The following is an 18,022-nucleotide window of genomic DNA, read 5'->3' as shown; positions in this document are numbered from 1 at the left end:
CTAACCGATCACCGGCAGGGACTTCCTGCCCTTGTCTTTCGCCTTCTGCTCGCTCTTGTCCAGCGCGGCGTTCAGGCTGCCCGAGCGGTACCCGGCGAGATCCAGGGTGACGTACAGAAATCCAGCCTCCGTAAGCTCCGCCGCGATCTCCTCCCGTTCGGCGAAGGCCCGCTCAAGCTCCTCGGGCCCGACCTCCAGCCGGGCGAGGTCGCCGTGGTGCCTGACCCGTACTTGCTGATAGCCTTTCTCGCGCATAAACTCCTCGGCCCGGGTAACCTGGGCGAGCTTCTCCGGTGTGATCTCCTCCCCGTACGGGAACCGGCTCGACAGACACGCCAGCGCCGGTTTGTCCCACATCGGGAGGTCGAGGTAACGGGAGATCTCCCGTACTTCCTCCTTGGAAAGACTGGCCTCGGAGAGCGGCGAGACTACCGAGAGCTCCTTCGCCGCCGCCCGTCCGGGCCGGTAGTCGCTCTCGTCGTCGGCGTTTGCCCCGTCCACCACGCAGCCATACCCGCGCTCCGACGCCAGCCGCTCGAGGTCCGAGTACAGCGTGCTCTTGCAGAAGTAGCAGCGGTTCGTGGGGTTAGAGGCGTAGTCCGGATTATCCAGCTCCCGGGTGTCCACGACCAGATGCTCGACCCCTAGAGAAGCGACGAACTCCTCCGCCGGTTCCAGCTCGGAGGGCAGGTAGGTCTCGTTGTTCGAGGTGACGGCGAGTACCTTGCCGGAGGGCAGAGCGCGGGCCGCGACTGCTAGGGCGAGCGAGGAGTCAACCCCGCCGGAGAACGCGACCAGCGCGCTGCCGTACGGGGCTACTATCTCCTCAAGCTCCCGCAGGCGGCGCTCTATATCCGTGGTTTTTGAGATGTTCGTCATGACGACTCCTATGACTCCTATAAGTGCGCTATGCAGGTTCGTTGTCTCTGAGCCACTCCGCGACCTCTCCGGCATTGGCGTCCGGCGGAAATACGGGGTAGAAGACCTTCTCGACGAGGCCGTCGCGGACCACGAGGGTGAGACGCCGGATCAGGGTCATCCCTCCAGCCTCGAAGGTGGGTAGCCCCAGACCCTGGGTGAACCGGAGCTCCGCGTCGCTCAAGAGCGGATACGGCAGCCCGAGTCGCTCTGCGGCCTCTCGTTGGTAGGGGGTGCTTTGAGTACTCAGGCCGAAGACCCGCGTCCCAAGCCCACGGAGCTCGGTGTGATGGTCGCGGAAGGCGCAGGACTGCGGCGTGCAGCCTCTCGCACCCGGCGTCGCGTCCCAGCCGTCCGGCAGTGCTTCTCCGGGACGGCCAGTCATCGGGTAGCAGTAGATGACCGTCAGGCCGGCCAAGGCGGCGGGATTTACGGCGGAATCGTCGGTCGCGGTGAGAGCGAGATCCGGCAGACGCCCGCCTGGCAGGTGGTCGCAGGCGCCGTCGTCCTCCGGGATCGGGAGGTCTCCCGGTAGAGCCGAGTAGTCGTTGGTCTCTACCAACTCGTCTACACTCGCTCGAAGACCACGGAGGCGTTGTGGCCGCCGACGCCGAGGTTCTCGCAGATGGCGGCTTCGAGGTCCGGCGCGTCGCGGGGCTCGCCGACGACGTAGTCGAGGTCGGCGCAGCCCTCCGCCAGGGTCTCGTGGTTGCGCATGGGGGGCACCGTCTGTTCACCTATCGCCAGGGCGCAGATGGCGGCCTCTATCGCCCCGCTGGCCCCGAGCGAGTGCCCGAGGGTGGACTTGGTGCCGGACACCTTTACGGCCGGGTTGATCGCCTCCATCGCCCGCGATTCCGGCCCGTCTCCGGCGAGGGTACCGGTGCCGTGGGGGTTTATGTAGCCGACGCGCTCGCCGGCGACCCCGGCCTCCTCCAGCGCGAGCTGCATGGAGCGCAACACGCCCTTGCCTTCGGGGTCCGGGTCGTTTGGGTGGTAGGCGTCGGTGGTGCGGCCGACGCCGGTGATCTTTGCGTAGGGCTCGGCTCCCCGGCGGGCGACGGACTCCGCGCTCTCTAAGATCATGACCGCCGCGCCCTCGGCTATGACGAAGCCCGCGTGGTCCGCGTCGTAAGGCCGGCAGGCCTCCTCGGGGGCGTCGTTGCGGCGGCTCATCGCCTTCATCGCGATAAAGCCCGCCACGATAACCGGGGCGATGGTCGCCTCTGTGGCGCCGCAGATCACCATGTCGGCGTCTCCGCGCCGGATCAGGTCGTACCCCAGCCCGACGGAGTCCGTGCCGCAGCTACAGGCGAGCGCCCCGGCGGTGGAGGGGCCCTGAACGCCGAGCTGGATCCCGATGTTCGCGGCGGCGGAGTTCGGCATGATCTTGGTCACCGCGAACGGGTTTACCCTGCCGGGACCCTTCTCGTCCAGAGTCGCCTGGGTCTGTTCTATGGTGGCGACCCCGCCGAGCCCGGAGCCCATGACGAGGCCGGTGCGCTCGGGCTCTCCCTCCAAGGTCTCCCAGGCTCCAGCGTCGTCGAGGGCCATCCTGGTCGAGGCGAGCCCCATCTGGGCGAAGCGGTCGAGGCGGGGAATCACCTTCCGGTCCATGAAGTCCCTGGGATCGAAGCCGTTACACTCGGCGGCTATCTTTACGTCGAAGCCTTCCGGGTCAAAGTGGGTTATGGGCCCCATGCCGCTCTCGTTCGCCAGCAGCGAGCTCCAGAACGCCTTGCGCCCGACCCCGATGGGGCTGACGATCCCGATCCCCGTTACGTATGCCGCGGCCTCCTCCATTCGCCCTCCAGAGAGCACTCCGTCGCCTGCACCGGTCCCGCACGAGCCCTACTTACCCGTTTGCGGGGACCTACAAGCCCGAATCTTAGCACCACTCCGGGGAGCCGTTGCCGGACGCCGCCGCTCCGCATCCCCGGCCGGCTGCTATCCTGAGTAGACAGAGTATGGCGCGTATGGCGCTGGCGCGTATGGCGCGAAAAACGAGCCTAGAGAAACAGAGAGGCAAAGAGAAGCGAGGAGTCGAATCCGTGACGATCCGTACGGGGAGGGAGCCGTAGTAACCTGATCTTCCACCTTGCCGTGGCCTTCTTTGCGGCGAATTTCGTCCTGGGTATTCTGGTGCAGCTCCGGGTCGTGGACAGTAGCCCTTTCAAGTGGCTGCACCACGCGCTGTTCTTCGCGGCTTTCGTCTCCGCCGGGGCGGCCACGCTCGGCGCGCTGGTAGGCGGGGAAGCGCGGCTGTGGCCGCTGCTCGGGGTGCTCGGGGTCTTCTCGGTGCTGCCCCGGGTCCGGGCCGGGACGCCGGGCCACGCCGGTCTGGCGAGCGCGGCGCTCGTCCTGTACGCGGCCGGATTCGCGCTATCGTAGGGGTACGCGATTACGGCCGGTGGCGGGATATCGCGTTAGACACGGGGTCTAACTCCTGGAGGCGAGGTTTGGAGCGGTTTTGGATCTGGTGGCGGGGACCACGTCGACACAGCCGGTAACGTGCCCGTGGATTCGGGCCACGACGATTATGGTGGTTATGACGGGGGAGGCGTAGTGGAGGCCATACCCGGCGCCGGCTACGCCAACCCGTCGGTGCTCTCTGTGGCGACGGCGCTGCCGCCGTACAGAGCCGGGCAGGAGGAGATCAAGGACTTCGCCCGGCGGATGTTCTCCGGGCGCAATGTGGAGCGTCTGATGCCCGTCTTCGATAACTCCGGGGTACAGACCCGGTACTTCTGCGCGCCGCTGGAGTGGTTTCACGAGGAGCACTCTTTCCCGGAGAAGAACGCGCTGTACGTCAAGTACGCGCTGGACCTCTCCGAGAAAGCCGCCCGGGAGGCAATGCAGCGCGCCGGAGCCTCGCCGGAGGATATAGGGGCGATCTTCTTCTTCTCCACGAGTGGTGTCTCGACGCCGTCGCTGGACTCTAAGCTGATCCTGCGCCTCGGGCTCTCGGAGCACACGCGGCGGGTGCCGATCTGGGGCCTTGGCTGCGCCGCCGGTGCCGCCGCTCTCGCCCGGGCCGCCGACCACGCCCGGCTCCACCCCGGAAAGCTCGTCCTGCTGGTCGGGGCCGAGTCCTCCAGCCTCACCCTGCAGCGCGGCGACCTCTCCAAGAGCAACCTCGTCTCGATGAGCCTCTTCGGCGACGGGGCCGCCGCCGTGGTGCTCGGGGCCGGCGGGGCAAGGGAGAATGGCTCCGGGACGCCGGAGCTACTCGGAGACTACAGCACGCTGTGGTCCGGCACGGAGGATGTCATGGGCTGGGAGCTCGTGGAGACCGGCCTCAAGGTCCGGCTCTCCCGCAGCGTGCCGGAGATAGTGCTGGGCAGGATGCGGGAGAACGTCGAGGCCGCCTGCGAGGCGAACGGCGTGGCTTTCGGCGAGCTGCGCCGCTTCGTCCTGCATCCCGGCGGCGCCAAGGTGCTCGACGCCTTCGAGGAGGTGCTGGATCTCCCGGCGGACAGCCTCGCGGAGTCGCGCGGCATCCTCCGGGACTGCGGCAATATGTCCAGCGTTACCGTGCTGTTCATCCTCGAACGGCTGCTGCGGCAGGGGGATTACGCCGCCGGGGAGGCCGGGATACTCTCGGCGATGGGTCCGGGGTTCTCCGCCGAGCACGTCCTGTTCAGGCTCTGAGGCCCCGTGGCGGGGCTACTCCTGGCGGGCGTGGCCCTCCTGGCGGCGCAGCGCCTGCTGGAGCTGCGGCTGTCGCGGCGCAACGAGCGGCGGGCGCGGGACCAGGGCGCGGTAGAGTACGGCCGCGGCCACTACCCGGTCATGGTCGCGCTGCACGCCCTGTGGCTGGGCTCCACGCTCCTGGAGGGCGCGCTGCGCGGGCCGGAGATACCGGCGCTGTGGTACGTGCCGCTGGCGGCTTTCCTGCTCGTGCAGCCCCTGCGCTACTGGGCGATCCTCTCGCTCGGGAGGAGCTGGAACGTGCGCGTGCTGGTGGTACCCGGAGCCCGGCGGCTGCGGAGCGGGTCGTACCGTTATCTCTCGCATCCGAACTACCTGGTCGTCGTGGTGGAGGTCGCGGCCTTCCCCCTGATATTCGGCGCGTGGGTCACGGCGCTCGTCTTCACCCTTCTGAACGCGGCCTTCCTGTACGTCCGTATCCGCACCGAGGAGCGGGCTCTGAGAGAGCTGCGCTCTCCCTCTGGCTAGCGGGGCCGGCAGCGGATAGGATTCGGGCATCGCGAGCCGTGCCAGGTTACGTCCAACAGGACCGGGGCGCCAGAACGCATTGGAATATCTTAGACCGCAGTGAAACGGAGACGAAATGCTGGATCTCAAGTTCATCCGGGAGAACCCCGAGGCGGTGGCGGAGAACTGCCGCAATCGCGGAGTGGAGGCCGACGTGGGGCTGGTGGTAGAGCTCTCCGACCGGCGCTCGGCGCTCATACAGGAGGTCAACGATCTCAAGCAGCGCCAGAACGCGCTCGCCAAGAGCGTCAAGGGAGCTTCCGATGAAGAGGAGCGGCAGCGGCTCATCGAAGAGTCCAAGGCGCTGAAGCAGGACGTGCCCGCGAAGGAGGCCGAGCTGCGCGAGGTCGAGGAGAGGCTGCGCGACGAGCAGCTCAAGATCCCGAACACGACCCACCCCGACTCGCCAATCGGCAAGGACGACACGGAGAACGTCGAGATCCGGCGCAGCGGCGAGCCCACTACGTTCAATTTCGAGGCGAAGGACCACGTCGAGCTCGGTGAGACCCTGGGAATCATAGACTTCGACGCCGGGGCCAGGGTCGCCGGGAGCAAGTTCTACTTTCTGCGCGGCGACGCCGTCCTGCTGGAGCTCGGCCTGATCCGGTATGCGCTGGACATCCTCATGCAACGCGGATACGAGCCCACGACCACGCCGGACCTCGCCCGCGACGAGATGCTCACGGGCACCGGGTTCATCCCGCGCGGGGAGGAGACCCAGATCTACTCCGTCGAGGACACCGACCTCTCCATGATCGCCACGGCCGAGATCACGCTCGCCGGCTCGCTCGCCGACGAGATCCTGCCCGCCGACGACCTGCCCTTGCGCTACGCCGGGGTATCCCACTGCTTCCGCACCGAGGCGGGCTCCCACGGGCGGGCCAGCCGCGGGCTGTACCGGGTCCACCAGTTCACCAAGGTCGAGATGTTCGCCTTCGCCACGCCGGAGCAGTCCGAGAGCCTGCACGAGGAGATGGTCGCCGTAGAGGAGGAGATCTTCTCCGGGCTCGGCATTCCGTTCCGGGTGGTAGACATCTGCACCGGTGACCTCGGCGGCGCGGCGTACCGCAAGTACGACCTCGAAGCCTGGATGCCCGGACGCGGTGATTTCGGCGAGATCACCTCCACCTCGAACACCACCGACTACCAGGCCCGCCGGCTCAAGATCCGCTACCGCGAGGGCGAAGGCCGTCCGCAGCTCGCCCACACCCTGAACGGCACCGCGATAGCCATCAGCCGCGCGCTCATAGCCATCCTGGAGAACTACCAGCGCGAGGACGGCTCGGTCGCCATCCCCGAGGCTCTGGTCCCATACGTGGGACGCGAGGTCATAGAGCCCGCCCGGAGTTAGCCGTGACCGTAGATCTGACCGGGATACGTGAAGCGGCCGAGGCTCAGCGGGGAATCGTGAACGAGACGCCGCTCTTGGTCGACGAGGATCTGTCTCGGCGGTTTGGGGCGGGTGTCTACCTCAAGGCCGAGTCGTTGCAGCGTAGCGGGTCGTTCAAGATCCGGGGCGCGTACAACAAGCTGCGCAGCCTCTCGGAAGAGGAGCGGGAGCGCGGCGTGATCTCACCCTCAGCCGGAAACCACGCCCAGGGGGTGGCGCTGGCCGCGAGGCTGCTCGGGGCGCGGGCAACCATCGTCATGCCGGGGTTCGCGCCGCTCACCAAGGTCGTGGCTACTCGCGAGCTTGGCGCTGAGGTGGTGCTCGAAGGAGACACCTTTGACGACGCCGCCCTCAAGGCCGAGGAGCTGCGGCTGGAGCACGGTTACACCTCCGTACACGCCTTCGACGACGAGCGGGTGATCTCCGGTCAGGGCACGGTGGGTCTCGAGATAGCGGAGTCTCTGCCCGGAGTCTCGGTGGCAGTGGTGCCGATAGGTGGTGGGGGTCTGATCTCCGGCATCGCCACGGCGCTCAAGGCTCTCGTGCCCGGCGTGAGGGTGGTCGGGGTTCAGGCGGAAGGTTTCTCGTCCGTCGGGCCGTCGCTGCAGCGCGGAGAGCCCGTTGCGGCGGCTGGCTCACAGACCATCGCGGACGGCATCGCGGTCAAGCGTCCCGGCGGGCTGACGCTGCCGATTATCCGCGATCTGGTGGACGAGGTCGTCGAGGTCACGGACGATGAGATCGCCCGCGCCATCGCCCACTGCGCCCAGCGTAACCGCCTGGTGGTCGAGGGAGCCGGCGCGGCCGGCGCGGCTGCGCTGCTGTCGGGGAAGGTGGCGGTCGGTGCCTCGGACACCGTCTGCACCGTCCTCTGCGGCGGCAACATTGACGGGGACCTGCTCTCGCGCGTTATAGAGCAGGTCATGGTACGTCAGGGACGCTACCTGCTGCTCCGGCTCTCCGTGCTCGACCGCTCCGGCTCGTTGTCCCCGCTCATAGACTCCGTCGCCGAGGCCGGGGCGAACGTCGTGGACATCTTCCACCGCCGCGCCGTATGGCTCGCGCCGCTGGGAAAGGTCGGGCTCGAGCTAGTTCTTGAGGTCCGGGACGGGGGACACGGCGACGACGTGGTGGAGCATCTGCAGAACGCCGGATACCACGTCGAGCGCGAGGAGCAGGGGGTCTGGCCGGAGTAGCCCTGGACTCCGATCCACCTTCTCAAACCCCTCAAAGTGTATGCTTGCCGGACGCCGTAGGGTGGTGGGAGAGCCGGGAGGAGGGCCATGGCGGTAGTTGAGCGGGTTGGCGACATAGCGGGTAAATACTTCGCGCTCTGGGTGGTGTTGGGCGCGGCCGTTGGCTTCTTCGTGTCGCCGCTGGCGGCGCTTACGGGATACATTGCGCCGCTGCTCGGGCTCGTGATGTTCGGGATGGGGCTGACGCTCACGACCTCGGACTTCGCGCGGGTCTTCCGGCGTCCGGCGGGGGTGGCTATCGGGGTGGCGGGGCAGTTCACGATCATGCCTATCGTCGCGTTCTTGCTGGCGCTTGCGCTGCGGCTGCCGCCAGAGCTTGCGGCGGGCGTGATATTGCTCGGCTGCTGTCCGGGCGGGACGGCTTCGAACGTCATCACCTACCTGGCGCGCGGCGACGTCTCGCTATCGGTCTCCATGACGGCGGTATCCACCGTGCTCGCGCCACTGCTGACGCCGCTCTTGATGCTCCTCCTAACGGGGACCTGGCTGCCGGTGGATGCGGCGGGGCTGTTCTGGTCCATAGTGCAGATCGTGCTCCTGCCGGTGGCGGCCGGGGTTGCGGTGAACACCTTGTTCGGGGGCGTGGTGCGGCGGGTACGTCCCGTGCTGCCGCTGGTCTCTGTGGTGGCGATAGTGGTGATCGTGGCTGCGGTCGTGGCGGCCAGCTCGGGGAGCCTCTTGACCGTAGGTCCGCTGGTGCTGCTGGTCGTGGTGCTCCACAACCTCTCGGGCTACGCTCTCGGCTACGGGGTGGCGAGCGCCTTGAAGATAACTCCGTCTCAGCGGCGGGCGATGGTGGTAGAGGTCGGGATGCAGAACTCCGGGCTCGCCGCCGCGCTCGCCACGACCTACTTCGGGCCGGTCGCGGCGCTTCCGGGGGCCGTGTTCAGCGTGTGGCACAATGTCTCCGGCCCGGCGCTGGCGACCTTCTGGAGTCGCAGACCCGTGGGCGACGCCGAGCCCGGCGGCGAGCGTAAGCCGCGGGTGGTGTGAGGTGATGGGGAGGGCGCTGGGGGCTCTCTACTCGTAGATCTCGAAGTACCTGGTCTCGCCGGTCTTCTCCCAGTTTTCGCGGACGTAGCGCAGCACCTCGTACATCTCGCCCGTCGCGGGCTCCGGGCCGAACGACAGCTCGAAGGCGTCCACCTTCTGGGCCAGGACTATCGTCTCTCCGCGTCCGGCCTCGAGGTCGTCCTTTACGCGGTCTCTAAGCTCCGGCGTGGCGAGCTCGACGGACCAGGGCCAGTCTATGGGCAGGGGGTTGGGCTGCTCGGCCTGCGGCCAGTATCCCGCGGCCTGCGGGACTATTGCGTACTCCTTGCCCCGCCGCTCGGCCATGCGGCGTCCCTCCCGGATCTCCCTCAGGAACTCGTGGGTTGGCCCGTCCGTGTAGATGAGCCGTCCTCCGGGTAGCACCTCACCCGCCGGCTTCGTTAGCTCTCCGGCGGAGGGTTGACGGTAGATGTAGTAGGTCCTGCTCCACCCGAAGCTGATGACCAGCGCGAGGGCGACGGCGATCAGCAGGCCCCGCGCCAACCGCGAGCGCGACGCGTGAGAGGCCGCTCCCCCGCGATGGGGAGCGGGGACGAGTGTCGGGTAGGCGAACGCCGCGAGCGCGACGATCATCGGCCCCAGGGCGAGCGACGGGGTGTTATACCCGAAGGACAGGGAGCTGCTCCAGCCCAGGATCAGGGCGAGTATCGCCAGGCGCGCGGGGTCTACGTTCTCTCTTAGCCGCCAGCCTCCCCGGTAGAGCGCCGGGCCGAGCGTTACGACGACCACCCCGAGCAGCATGCCGAAGATGCCGAAGGCTATGGTGGAGAGGCTGTCCAGAACCATCCCGACCGCCGTGACGCCTATGGGGAGTCCGGCCAAGGCGAGCGCCCCGGCAGTCTCCGGCAGGCGCGGGCTCCCGGCGTCGCCACCCCGCCCCGGCAGCCTGTGTCCCGCCACTATCAGCAGCGTCGAGGCCGCCCCGATTATCAGGCCCAGGACGACGGCGTAGTTGAGGTAGCTGATCACACCCGCCGATACCACGCTGGTCTGGGAGGTTAGCTGCTCGAAGGCGTCCGGCAGCGCGCCGGTCGCGAGGAGGTAGGCCAAGTACAGGAGCCCGGGTATCGCGGAGGCTATCCAGTACCGGGCCCTGCGCCAGTCCCCGAGCGCGAGCAGGAAAAGCGGCGGCATGAAGATAAAGCTCTGCTTCACCAGATAGGCGGCCCCGATCAGCAGGTATCCCAGATAGCCCAGATAGCCGGGCGCTCTACCTCCCGAGCCCTGGCGGGAGACGAGCAGCCACGCCCCGATAGAGGCCAGAAAGAGGCCGTCTATGGTGTGCCAGGCCGTTATGACGAAGTGCTGGGCCGAGGCGGCGAAGGCCACGAGACCGAGTAGCACCTTGACGGTGGCCCCGAAGGATCGGCCGGAGGCGCGTTCGAAGACGTGTCCGGCGGCGCTTACCCAGGCCCAGGCCATGACGGCGAACTCGAACCACACGAAGAGGCGTGAGATCCAGTACATGTACTCCCCGCCGAGGAGGACGAAAGGCGCGTGTAGCAGGGGAGAGAGTGGGGGGCGGATGATGATGAAGTCCAGGTGCGGCACCTGTCCCTCCAGCAGGCGTCGGCTGTACGCCAGGGTGAAGCCGTCGTCGGTCGGGCTGAAGCCCATCCAGGAGTAGGCGAGGTGGGCGGCCGCGGGCACGACCGAGAGAAACGCCAGCGTGAGCAGGAGGCCGCGCTTGTTTTGCTTGTGCATCGTGTCAGTCCGTCCGCTCTGCTCTTTTGCTCTGCCTTTTAACTACCTTTCGGGAGGCCCTGGTTTCAACCGGGTTCCCGCCTCTGACCGGAGGCGCGGGCGGCGGGAAAGCGCCGCTATACGGTGCCGGTGTCCGGACTCACCCCTCCGGTCCTCTGGATACACCGGTGTAATACGGGATCACGGGCATCGGGTTGCGCGCCCTGCACACCCTCCACGTGCGGGCCCCGCTCGCGCCGCCGGGAACGCCGAGAATACTCGGGCATATCGGCCCGCGTTTCAAGGCTCCGGGCTACCGTATGAGCCCGTACCTGGATTCGTACGTGAGCCTTGGGCAAGCCTTATGTGAGCCAGCTCGCGGGCTGCTCGCCGAACGGCACCTCCACGACCGAGCGGTCCAGCTTTTCCCGGAGCGCGGAGAGACGCTCCCCGACCCTCTCGCTCACCTCCTCGAACGCGGCCACCTCGGTCTCGCCGCTTTCGCGCTCCTTGAGCTCGACGCCGCCGTTCTCCAGCGAGCGTGGGGTGAGCGTGAGCCGCAAGGGAAGACCTATGAGGTCGGCGTCCTTGAACTTCGGCCCGAGCGACTCCTCCCGGTCATCGTAGAGCACCTCGAAACCGGCTTCGGATAGGGTCTCGTACAGCTCGGCGGCCCGTGTGGCGGTCTGCTCGGAGGCGATGAGGTGGACCTGGTAGGGGGCGATGGAGACGGGCCAGATCAGGCCGTCATCATCCCGGTGCTCCTCGGCGACACAGTTCAGGAGCCGCCCGATCCCGATGCCGTAGGAGCCCATGATCACGGGCTTCGACACGCCCTCCGCGTCCAAAAAGCTCGCCCCGAGGGCCTCGGTGTACTTGGTGCCGAGCTTGAAGATGTTCCCGACCTCCACGCCGCGCTCGGCCCGCACCGGCTCGCCACACGCCGGGCAGCCCGAGCCCGCCTCCGCCACCGCGATGTCGGTCACCACGTCGGCCTCGAAGTCGCGACTGAGGTTCACGTTCGTGTAGTGGTAGCCGGGCTCGTTCGCCCCGGCGACGAGGTTCGGGGAGTCCGCAATCGCGTCGTCCGCCACCACGAGCGCCTTCGCGCCGATGGGGGAACCGTAGCCCGGCTCGGCCCCGGCGGCCCGGATCTCCTCCTCCCGCGCCGGGCGCAGGTCGTCTGCCCCGACGGCGTTTAGGAGCTTGGTGTCGTTGTAGTCCATGTCGCCCCGCACAACCGCGATCACGAACCGCTCGGACTCTCCCTCCCCGGCGTTCTCGAAGCTCGCGACGGCGAAGATGGCCTTTGCGGTCTTCGAGGTCGGTACGCCGAGATACTTCGCGAGCGAGAGGATGGTGTCGGTGCCGGGTGTCTCGACCTTCTCAAGCGGCTTCTCGTCTTCCCTTTCGGCGGCGGGTTTTGCTAGACCTGAGATCTGGCGATTCGCCGTGTAGCCGCAGTTGTCGCAGAGGATTAGCGTGTCCTCGCCTATCGGGGAGAGGTACATGAACTCGTGGGCCTGGGTGCCGCCCATCATGCCGACGTCCGAGTCCACGGCGACGGATGGCAGGCCGCAGCGGTGGAAGACGTTGAAGTACGCGGAGTAGCCGGCCCGGTACCGACGGTCCAGGCCCTCCTCGTCGGCGTCGAGGCTGTAGGCGTCCTTCATCGTGAACTCGCGCGCCCGGATGAGGCCGGAGCGGGGGCGGGGGTCGTCGCGCCACTTGGTCTGGATCTGGTATATAAACGCCGGTAGCTGGCGGTAGGAGGAGATCTCCCGCCGGATGAGGTCCGCAACGACCTCCTCGTGGGTCATGGCGAGCACCATGTCGCGGTCGTTCTTGTCCTTGAACCGGCCTAGCTCCGAGCCGATCTGGTACCACCGGCCGGTCTCCTGCCACAGGTCGGCCGGGTGTACGACGGGCATCTTCATCTCCTGGCCACCGATACGGTCCATCTCCTCCCGCACTATCCCTTCCACCTTGCCGAGCGCCCGGTGGGCGAGCGGGAGGTAGGAGAAGATTCCGCTCGCGAGCTGGCGCATGAAGCCGGCCCGCACGAGTAGCCGGTGCCCCTCGGTCTCCGCCTCGGATGGGTTGCCTCTTAGTGTGTGGCCGAACATCCCGCTCATGCGCATGAAAGTTACCTCCCGGAAAAAGTCTCTCGGATTACCAGCGTATGCTTACTATACAGCCCTGCGGCCCGGGTCTGTACAGGTGCTGTTTATAGGGTCTGTGCAGCGCCCGCGTATCTTGACGGCGGGAGGCCGGTGCTTTAGCATCCCGGCTTAGCGCGGACTCGCATCGAGAGCGGCGGAGGGAACTGGCCCCGAGAAACCGCGGCAACCGGCGGCGGCATATAGCCGCGAGGTGCCAAGTCCAGCAGGGCGTGAGCAGCGCCCTGGAAGATGTGGGAAGAGCCGTAGACGGCCTCTTCTACCGAGCGGGTTGCGCGTAGGATGGCTCCGGCTGAATGACTGAATAACGGAGCCGTTGGCGAAAACCTGTTCACCTTGCGGAAGAGAGGAGGCTGCATTACTACCGAATATGACACCAGACCTGGGGGCCGGGGCTAACGACGCTCCGGCTCGGAGTATCCTGCGGGGGTGCTCTAGCAGTCCAGGTAAGAGCTACCTTTCTATAGGCTCCTTCGAGCCGGAGCTCGGCGGAAACCTCGAAGACGTTACCCTTGCCTACGAGACGTGGGGCGAGCCAAACAAGGCTGGCACGAACGCCGTGCTCGTCACCCACGCCCTCACCGGCGACTCCCACGCCGCCGGCTGCCCCTCCGAGGGGTACAAGCGTGGCGGTTGGTGGGACGCCATGATCGGGCCCGGGCGCACCCTGGATACGGACCGCTACTTCATGGTCTGTGTGAACGTGCTCGGTGGCTGCGGCGGCTCTACCGGTCCCGCCTCCGAGGACCCTGCCACCGGTGAGCCCTACGGGATGCGTTTCCCGGTGGTCACCATCCGGGACATGGTCCGCGCCCAGAAGCTCGTGCTCGAAGCCCTGGGGGTGGAGCGTCTGGCGCTCGTGATCGGGGGCTCCATCGGCGGCCAGCAGGCGCTCGAATGGGCCGTGAGCCACCCGGACTTCGTGGAGCGGGCCGTGCCCGTCGCCGCGACCGGGGCGCTCGGCCCCCAGGGCCTCGCCATGAGCGAGCTCGGGCGGCGCGCCATAATGGCCGACCCGGACTGGCAGGACGGCGACTACTACGGCACCGGGCGCGAGCCCGAAGAAGGGCTCGCCATAGCTCGCATGGCCGGGATGGTCACCTACCAGAGCCCGGAGGGGCAGTGGGAGCGGTTCGGCCGCCGGCCTGCGAGCCGGCCCGCGATACACCCCGAGTTCGGCGGGCGCTTCGAGGTCGAGAGCTACCTGCAGTACCAGGGCCGGGACCTCGTGGGGCGCTTCGACGCAAACTCGTACCTGTACCTCACCCGGGCGATGGACCTGTACGACGTGGCTGCTGGGTACGGACGCGCCGGGGACGCTTACGCCAGGATCTCCGCCGAGACCCTTTTCGTGGGCATCTCGAGTGACTGGCTTTTCTATCCCGGAGAGGTACGGAGGACCGCCCAGGTCGCCCAGGAGGCCGGGGCCGACGCCCATTACAGGGAGATACACTCCGACTCCGGCCACGACGCGTTCCTCAAGGACTGGGACGAGCTAGACGCCGCAATCGGGCCATTCGTACATAAAGACGACGAGAGCTAGAGGAGACAGCATGACCGATACCAACGAAAACAAGACTGCTCACAACTACGGCTTCGAGACCCGCTCGCTGCACGCCGGGCAGGAGCCCGATCCGACGACGACGGCTCGGGCGGTCCCGATCTACCAGTCCACCTCCTACGTGTTTCATGATACCGATCACGCCGCGAGCCTCTTCTCGCTCTCGGAGATGGGCAACATCTACACGCGCCTGATGAACCCGACCACCGACGTGTTCGAGCAGCGCGTGGCGAGCCTCGAAGGCGGCGTCGGGGCTCTAGCGACCGCCAGCGGGCAGTCTGCGGAGACGCTGGCGATCCTGAACATCGCCGGAGCGGGAGACGAGATCGTCTCCAGCGCCGGGCTCTACGGCGGCACCTACAACCTCTTCCACCACACGATGCCCAAGATCGGGATAAACGTAAAGTTCGCCGCCGAGGCCGACGCGGAGGGCTTCGGGGCCCAGATCACGGACAAGACCAAGGCCCTCTACGCGGAGACGGTCGGCAACCCGTCGCTGAACACGCTGGACATAGAGGCCATCGCCGAGGTCGCCCACGAGGCCGGGATACCGCTGATCGTGGATAACACCATACCCTCGCCGTACCTGGTGAACCCGCTGGCGCACGGGGCGGACGTCGTGGTCCACTCGGCGACGAAGTTCATGGGCGGCCACGGCACGTCTATCGGCGGCGTGATCGTGGACGGCGGCACCTTCCCCTGGGATAACGGAAACTTCCCCGAGTTCACCGAGCCGGACCCCTCGTATCACGGCCTGGAGTTCTACCCGGCGCTCGGGGAGCTGGCGTACATAATGAAGGCCCGGGTGCAGATGATGCGGGACTACGGTCCGGTCGTGAGCCCGTTCAACAGCTTCCTCTTCCTGCAGGGCCTGGAGACGCTGCCGCTGCGCATGGAGCGCCACTCCGGGAACGGCCAGAAGGTCGCGGAGTTCCTGGAGGGCCACGAGAAGGTGAGCTGGGTAAACTACCCCGGTCTATCGAGTCATCCGACCCACGAGCTGGCGAAGAAGTACCACCGGGGCGGGATGTACGGCGCGATCCTGGGCTTCGGCATCGAGGGCGGCCTTGAGGCCGGCAAGAAGTTCATAGACCGGCTGGAGCTGCACAGCCTGCTCGCGAACATCGGCGACGCCAAGAGCCTCGTGATCCACCCGGCCTCCACCACCCACCAGCAGCTATCCGTGGACGAGCAGGCGACTACCGGGGTGACAGACGACTACATCCGGCTCTCGGTCGGCCTGGAGTCCATCGACGACATCCTCTCCGATCTGGACAATGCACTAAATGGAGCGTGAGCGTAGAGTGAGCCAGCGTAGCCGGGAACCCTCCCTGGAGCCCCTCGTAATAAAGTTCGGGGGCACGTCGGTCGGCGGCGGAGCGGAGTTCGTCCGCGCCGCCCGCATGGTGGCCGACGAGGCCCTTGGCCGTCCGGTGGTCGTGGTGGTCTCCGCCATGAGCGGCACCACCGATACCCTGCTCGGCTACGCCGGGACGACCGCTGGCGGTGACGACCGAACCTCCACCGGGGCGACGCGCGAGGGCTCACTGGCCGAGCTACACCGCACGCTGGCCGAGCGCCACCTCTCCGCCGCCCGCCACGCGGTCTCGGAGGAGCACCTGCCGCCGGTCGAGGAGCGGATCTACGAGCTGCTCGGCGGCCTGCTGGAGGCCATAGCTTCCGGGGGCGAGACCCCCGAGGCGCGCCGCGCCCGCAGGGCGGAGATCGCGGTGTACGGTGAGCGGCTCTCGGCCTGTATCCTGGCCGGGGCCATAGCCAGCGCGGGCGCTCCCGCCGCCGTCGCCGGCGACCCGATTGCCACGGATGCGGCCCACGCCGAGGCCGAGGTGGACTCCGGGCGCACCCGCGAGCGGGCCGCCGGAAACGTCGTCCCGCTGCTGGAGGCCGGGGAGGTCGCGGTAGTGCCGGGCTTCGTCGGGCGCTCGCCGGAAGGTGGTCAGACCACGCTCGGGCGCGGCGGCTCGGACCTCTCGGCGACGGCGCTCGGGGCGGCGCTGGGCTCGCGGGAGGTCTGGATCTGCTCTGACGTGGACGGCGTGCTCGACGCGGATCCCGCGCTGGTAGGTGGTGCCCGGCTCGTGCCGCGGCTCTCGTACCGGGAGGCATCCTCGATGGCGGGCCTGGGGGCCAAGGTGCTTCACCCGAAGACGATGGAGCCTGCCCGGGCCGCCGGGATAGAGGTAACGGTCCGCAGCACGTTCAACCGGAACTGCGCCGGGACCTGCGTGTGCAGCCGTGAGCCGGGCTCCGGTATCCGCGGGGTGGTACTGAGACGCGGGGTCTCGCTCGTGCGAGAGTCCGGCGTGCCCGAAACACCGGTCTTCCGGATGCTGGGCTCCAGCGGTTACGGGGTGGACTACCTGCTCCACGCGGGGGACGGAGAACGTGAACCCGCCGGTCACGCGGCGGTAGTCTGTGTGGGTTCCCCGGGATGCGACGAGCTTTCGGCGGGGATCTCCGTCCTCGGGAAACGGGGGATCACCGTGTGTTGGGCCGGGCTCTGCTCTGACGGTCTGCTCTTCGTTGTGGACGGAGATGATGCGCGCTCGGCGCTAGAAACGCTGCACGGTTCCCTGCTGGGCATCCGGAGCGGGGACGGCGAGACCGCTGACGAGGGATCGTATTCGGTAGAGGGGGTAGCGTGAGACGCGTTGAGCTGGTGCAGCTCGGCCTCGGGCACGTCGGCCGGGCGACGGCCCAGATCGTGCTCGAAGAGCGCAAGCGGTGGCGCGAGCGCCACGGCATAGACGTCCGCTACCACGCCGTGGCCGACACCTCGGGCGCGCTGGTGGGCGAGGACCTGCTGCCGCGGGCGGTAAAGCTCAAGGAAGGCGGCGGGAGCCTCTCTGAGCTCGGCGTTGAGCCCCTGGATAGCGTGCTCGCCAGCGAGCCCGAGCCGGGCGTGACGCGGATCGTGGTGGATCTCGCGGTACACGGCGGCACGTTTCCACAGGACCTCGCCGGGGTCCGGAACGGCTCCTTTCTGGTGCTCTCCAACAAGGGGCCGCTCTCCGGGCCGAGCGCGGACTACCACCGTCTGATCTCCGAGACCCCGGACCGGCTGTGGTACGAGGCGACCGTCGGGGCCGGCATGCCGATAATCTCGACCCTCAAGTACCTGCTCGAAAGCGGCGACGAGGTCTTCGAGATACAGGCCAGCCCATCCGGCACGCTCGGCTTCATAATGAGCGCGGTCGAGTCGGGCCGGTCGTTCTCCGAAGCGGTACGAGAGGCGGTGGACCTGCACTACGCCGAACCCGATCCCCGGGACGACCTATCCGGTCTGGACGTGGCCCGCAAGGCCATAATCCTGGCTCGGACGATAGGACGTGAGATCGAGCTTGGAGATATACCGTACGAGTCCCTGGTCCCCGAGGGTCTGGAGGACGTGCCGCAGGAGGAGTTCATGCGGCGGTTGCCGGAGGCCGACGACGCCTTCGCCGAGCGGCTGAACTCCGTCGAGGCGGGGCACATGCTGCGCTATCTGGCGACGATCCCGAAGGACGGCCCGGTAGAGGTCGGCCTCATGGACACGCCGGTCGAGAGCCCGTTTGGCCCCATAGACGGCCCCGAGAACGTCTTCGACTTCCACACCCGGCGCTACGACGACGTGACCCTCACGGTCACCGGGCCGGGGGCTGGACCGCACCGCACCGCGAGTGGCGTCGTCTACGATATCCTCGACATAGTAAACAAGGCCGTAGCAGAGTCGGATGGCCCGCGAGACACGGAGGAGAGTTAG

Annotated in this window: 15 protein-coding genes and 1 riboswitch; of the genes, 10 read left to right on the top strand and 5 right to left on the bottom strand. The window is 67.5% G+C overall.

Going from position 1 to position 18,022, the window contains the following annotated elements; all coding sequences use genetic code 11:
- Genes larE through ABD53_RS14425 form a run of 3 tightly spaced genes read right to left on the bottom strand, consistent with a single transcriptional unit; the run spans position 1 to position 2,721 of the window.
- Complete coding sequence (gene larE, locus ABD53_RS14435; protein ID WP_047866529.1) at positions 1-879, bottom strand: ATP-dependent sacrificial sulfur transferase LarE; 879 nt, start codon at positions 877-879, stop codon at positions 1-3.
- Positions 880-907: 28 nt separating this feature from the next.
- Positions 908-1,480 carry a peroxiredoxin gene (locus ABD53_RS14430; RefSeq protein WP_047866528.1) on the bottom strand — a complete coding sequence of 191 codons (573 nt, stop codon included), beginning with the start codon at positions 1,478-1,480 and terminating at the stop codon, positions 908-910.
- 5 nt (positions 1,481-1,485) lie between these two features.
- Positions 1,486-2,721: a beta-ketoacyl-[acyl-carrier-protein] synthase family protein gene (locus ABD53_RS14425; RefSeq protein WP_047866527.1), complete on the bottom strand. Its 1,236-nt coding sequence runs from the start codon at positions 2,719-2,721 to the stop codon at positions 1,486-1,488.
- Between the two features lie 300 nt (positions 2,722-3,021).
- Here ABD53_RS14425 and ABD53_RS14420 point away from each other — a divergent pair, with 300 nt between their 5' ends.
- The 6 genes from ABD53_RS14420 to ABD53_RS14395 all read left to right on the top strand — a co-directional run bounded on the left by ABD53_RS14420 (position 3,022) and on the right by ABD53_RS14395 (position 8,775).
- Positions 3,022-3,309 (top strand): hypothetical protein, encoded by a 288-nt coding sequence (locus ABD53_RS14420; RefSeq protein ID WP_047866526.1) that lies wholly within the window; start codon positions 3,022-3,024, stop codon positions 3,307-3,309.
- Positions 3,310-3,483: 174 nt separating this feature from the next.
- A complete protein-coding gene (locus tag ABD53_RS14415; RefSeq protein WP_047866525.1) occupies positions 3,484-4,569 on the top strand; it encodes a type III polyketide synthase in 1,086 nt (361 codons plus the stop codon).
- Positions 4,570-4,575: 6 nt separating this feature from the next.
- Positions 4,576-5,097 carry an isoprenylcysteine carboxyl methyltransferase family protein gene (locus ABD53_RS14410; RefSeq protein WP_047866524.1) on the top strand — a complete coding sequence of 174 codons (522 nt, stop codon included), beginning with the start codon at positions 4,576-4,578 and terminating at the stop codon, positions 5,095-5,097.
- A 115-nt stretch (positions 5,098-5,212) separates the two neighbouring features.
- Positions 5,213-6,487: a serine--tRNA ligase gene (gene serS / locus ABD53_RS14405; protein WP_047866523.1), complete on the top strand. Its 1,275-nt coding sequence runs from the start codon at positions 5,213-5,215 to the stop codon at positions 6,485-6,487.
- Between the two features lie 2 nt (positions 6,488-6,489).
- Positions 6,490-7,722, top strand: a complete 1,233-nt coding sequence (gene ilvA / locus ABD53_RS14400; RefSeq protein ID WP_047866522.1) for a threonine ammonia-lyase — start codon at positions 6,490-6,492, stop codon at positions 7,720-7,722.
- 87 nt (positions 7,723-7,809) lie between these two features.
- A complete protein-coding gene (locus ABD53_RS14395; protein WP_047866521.1) occupies positions 7,810-8,775 on the top strand; it encodes a bile acid:sodium symporter family protein in 966 nt (321 codons plus the stop codon).
- A 27-nt stretch (positions 8,776-8,802) separates the two neighbouring features.
- Here the strand turns inward: ABD53_RS14395 and ABD53_RS14390 are convergent, their stop codons facing one another.
- Together ABD53_RS14390 and ABD53_RS14385 are read right to left on the bottom strand one after the other, a co-directional pair.
- Entirely contained in the window at positions 8,803-10,539 is a 1,737-nt protein-coding gene (locus tag ABD53_RS14390) for a hypothetical protein (RefSeq protein ID WP_047866520.1), read from the bottom strand.
- Between the two features lie 341 nt (positions 10,540-10,880).
- Positions 10,881-12,653, bottom strand: coding sequence for a proline--tRNA ligase (locus ABD53_RS14385; protein ID WP_047866545.1), 1,773 nt, complete (start codon positions 12,651-12,653; stop codon positions 10,881-10,883).
- 166 nt (positions 12,654-12,819) lie between these two features.
- Positions 12,820-12,936, top strand: a riboswitch (SAM riboswitch).
- 132 nt (positions 12,937-13,068) lie between these two features.
- Between ABD53_RS14385 and metX the strand changes: the two genes are divergently transcribed.
- The 4 genes from metX to ABD53_RS14365 are packed head-to-tail and all read left to right on the top strand — an operon-like array spanning position 13,069 to position 18,022.
- Positions 13,069-14,241, top strand: a complete 1,173-nt coding sequence (metX, locus tag ABD53_RS14380) for a homoserine O-acetyltransferase MetX (RefSeq protein ID WP_053058124.1) — start codon at positions 13,069-13,071, stop codon at positions 14,239-14,241.
- A gap of 10 nt (positions 14,242-14,251) precedes the next feature.
- Positions 14,252-15,556, top strand: coding sequence for an O-acetylhomoserine aminocarboxypropyltransferase/cysteine synthase family protein (locus ABD53_RS14375; RefSeq protein WP_047866519.1), 1,305 nt, complete (start codon positions 14,252-14,254; stop codon positions 15,554-15,556).
- A gap of 7 nt (positions 15,557-15,563) precedes the next feature.
- On the top strand, positions 15,564-16,925 hold the full coding sequence (locus ABD53_RS14370; protein ID WP_053058123.1) for an aspartate kinase: 1,362 nt from the start codon (positions 15,564-15,566) through the stop codon (positions 16,923-16,925).
- Positions 16,922-18,022, top strand: coding sequence for a hypothetical protein (locus ABD53_RS14365; RefSeq protein ID WP_047866518.1), 1,101 nt, complete (start codon positions 16,922-16,924; stop codon positions 18,020-18,022). Before ABD53_RS14370 ends, ABD53_RS14365 begins: the two co-directional genes overlap by 4 nt.

The sequence above is a fragment of the Rubrobacter aplysinae genome (assembly GCF_001029505.1).
Lineage (GTDB): Bacteria > Actinomycetota > Rubrobacteria > Rubrobacterales > Rubrobacteraceae > Rubrobacter_A > Rubrobacter_A aplysinae.
Note: the sequence above shows the minus strand (reverse complement) of the source record. Positions and strands in the feature narration are given on the sequence as shown.

Excerpts from the sequence above, each read along its gene's own strand:
- ABD53_RS14375 (WP_047866519.1), top strand. The coding sequence starts at position 14,252 with ATGACCGATACCAACGAAAACAAGACTGCTCACAACTACGGCTTCGAG.
- serS (WP_047866523.1), top strand. The coding sequence starts at position 5,213 with ATGCTGGATCTCAAGTTCATCCGGGAGAACCCCGAGGCGGTGGCGGAG.
- ABD53_RS14395 (WP_047866521.1), top strand. The coding sequence starts at position 7,810 with ATGGCGGTAGTTGAGCGGGTTGGCGACATAGCGGGTAAATACTTCGCG.
- ABD53_RS14425 (WP_047866527.1), bottom strand. The coding sequence starts at position 2,721 with ATGGAGGAGGCCGCGGCATACGTAACGGGGATCGGGATCGTCAGCCCC.
- metX (WP_053058124.1), top strand. The coding sequence starts at position 13,069 with ATGACACCAGACCTGGGGGCCGGGGCTAACGACGCTCCGGCTCGGAGT.
- ABD53_RS14390 (WP_047866520.1), bottom strand. The coding sequence starts at position 10,539 with ATGCACAAGCAAAACAAGCGCGGCCTCCTGCTCACGCTGGCGTTTCTC.
- larE (WP_047866529.1), bottom strand. The coding sequence starts at position 879 with ATGACGAACATCTCAAAAACCACGGATATAGAGCGCCGCCTGCGGGAG.
- ABD53_RS14385 (WP_047866545.1), bottom strand. The coding sequence starts at position 12,653 with ATGAGCGGGATGTTCGGCCACACACTAAGAGGCAACCCATCCGAGGCG.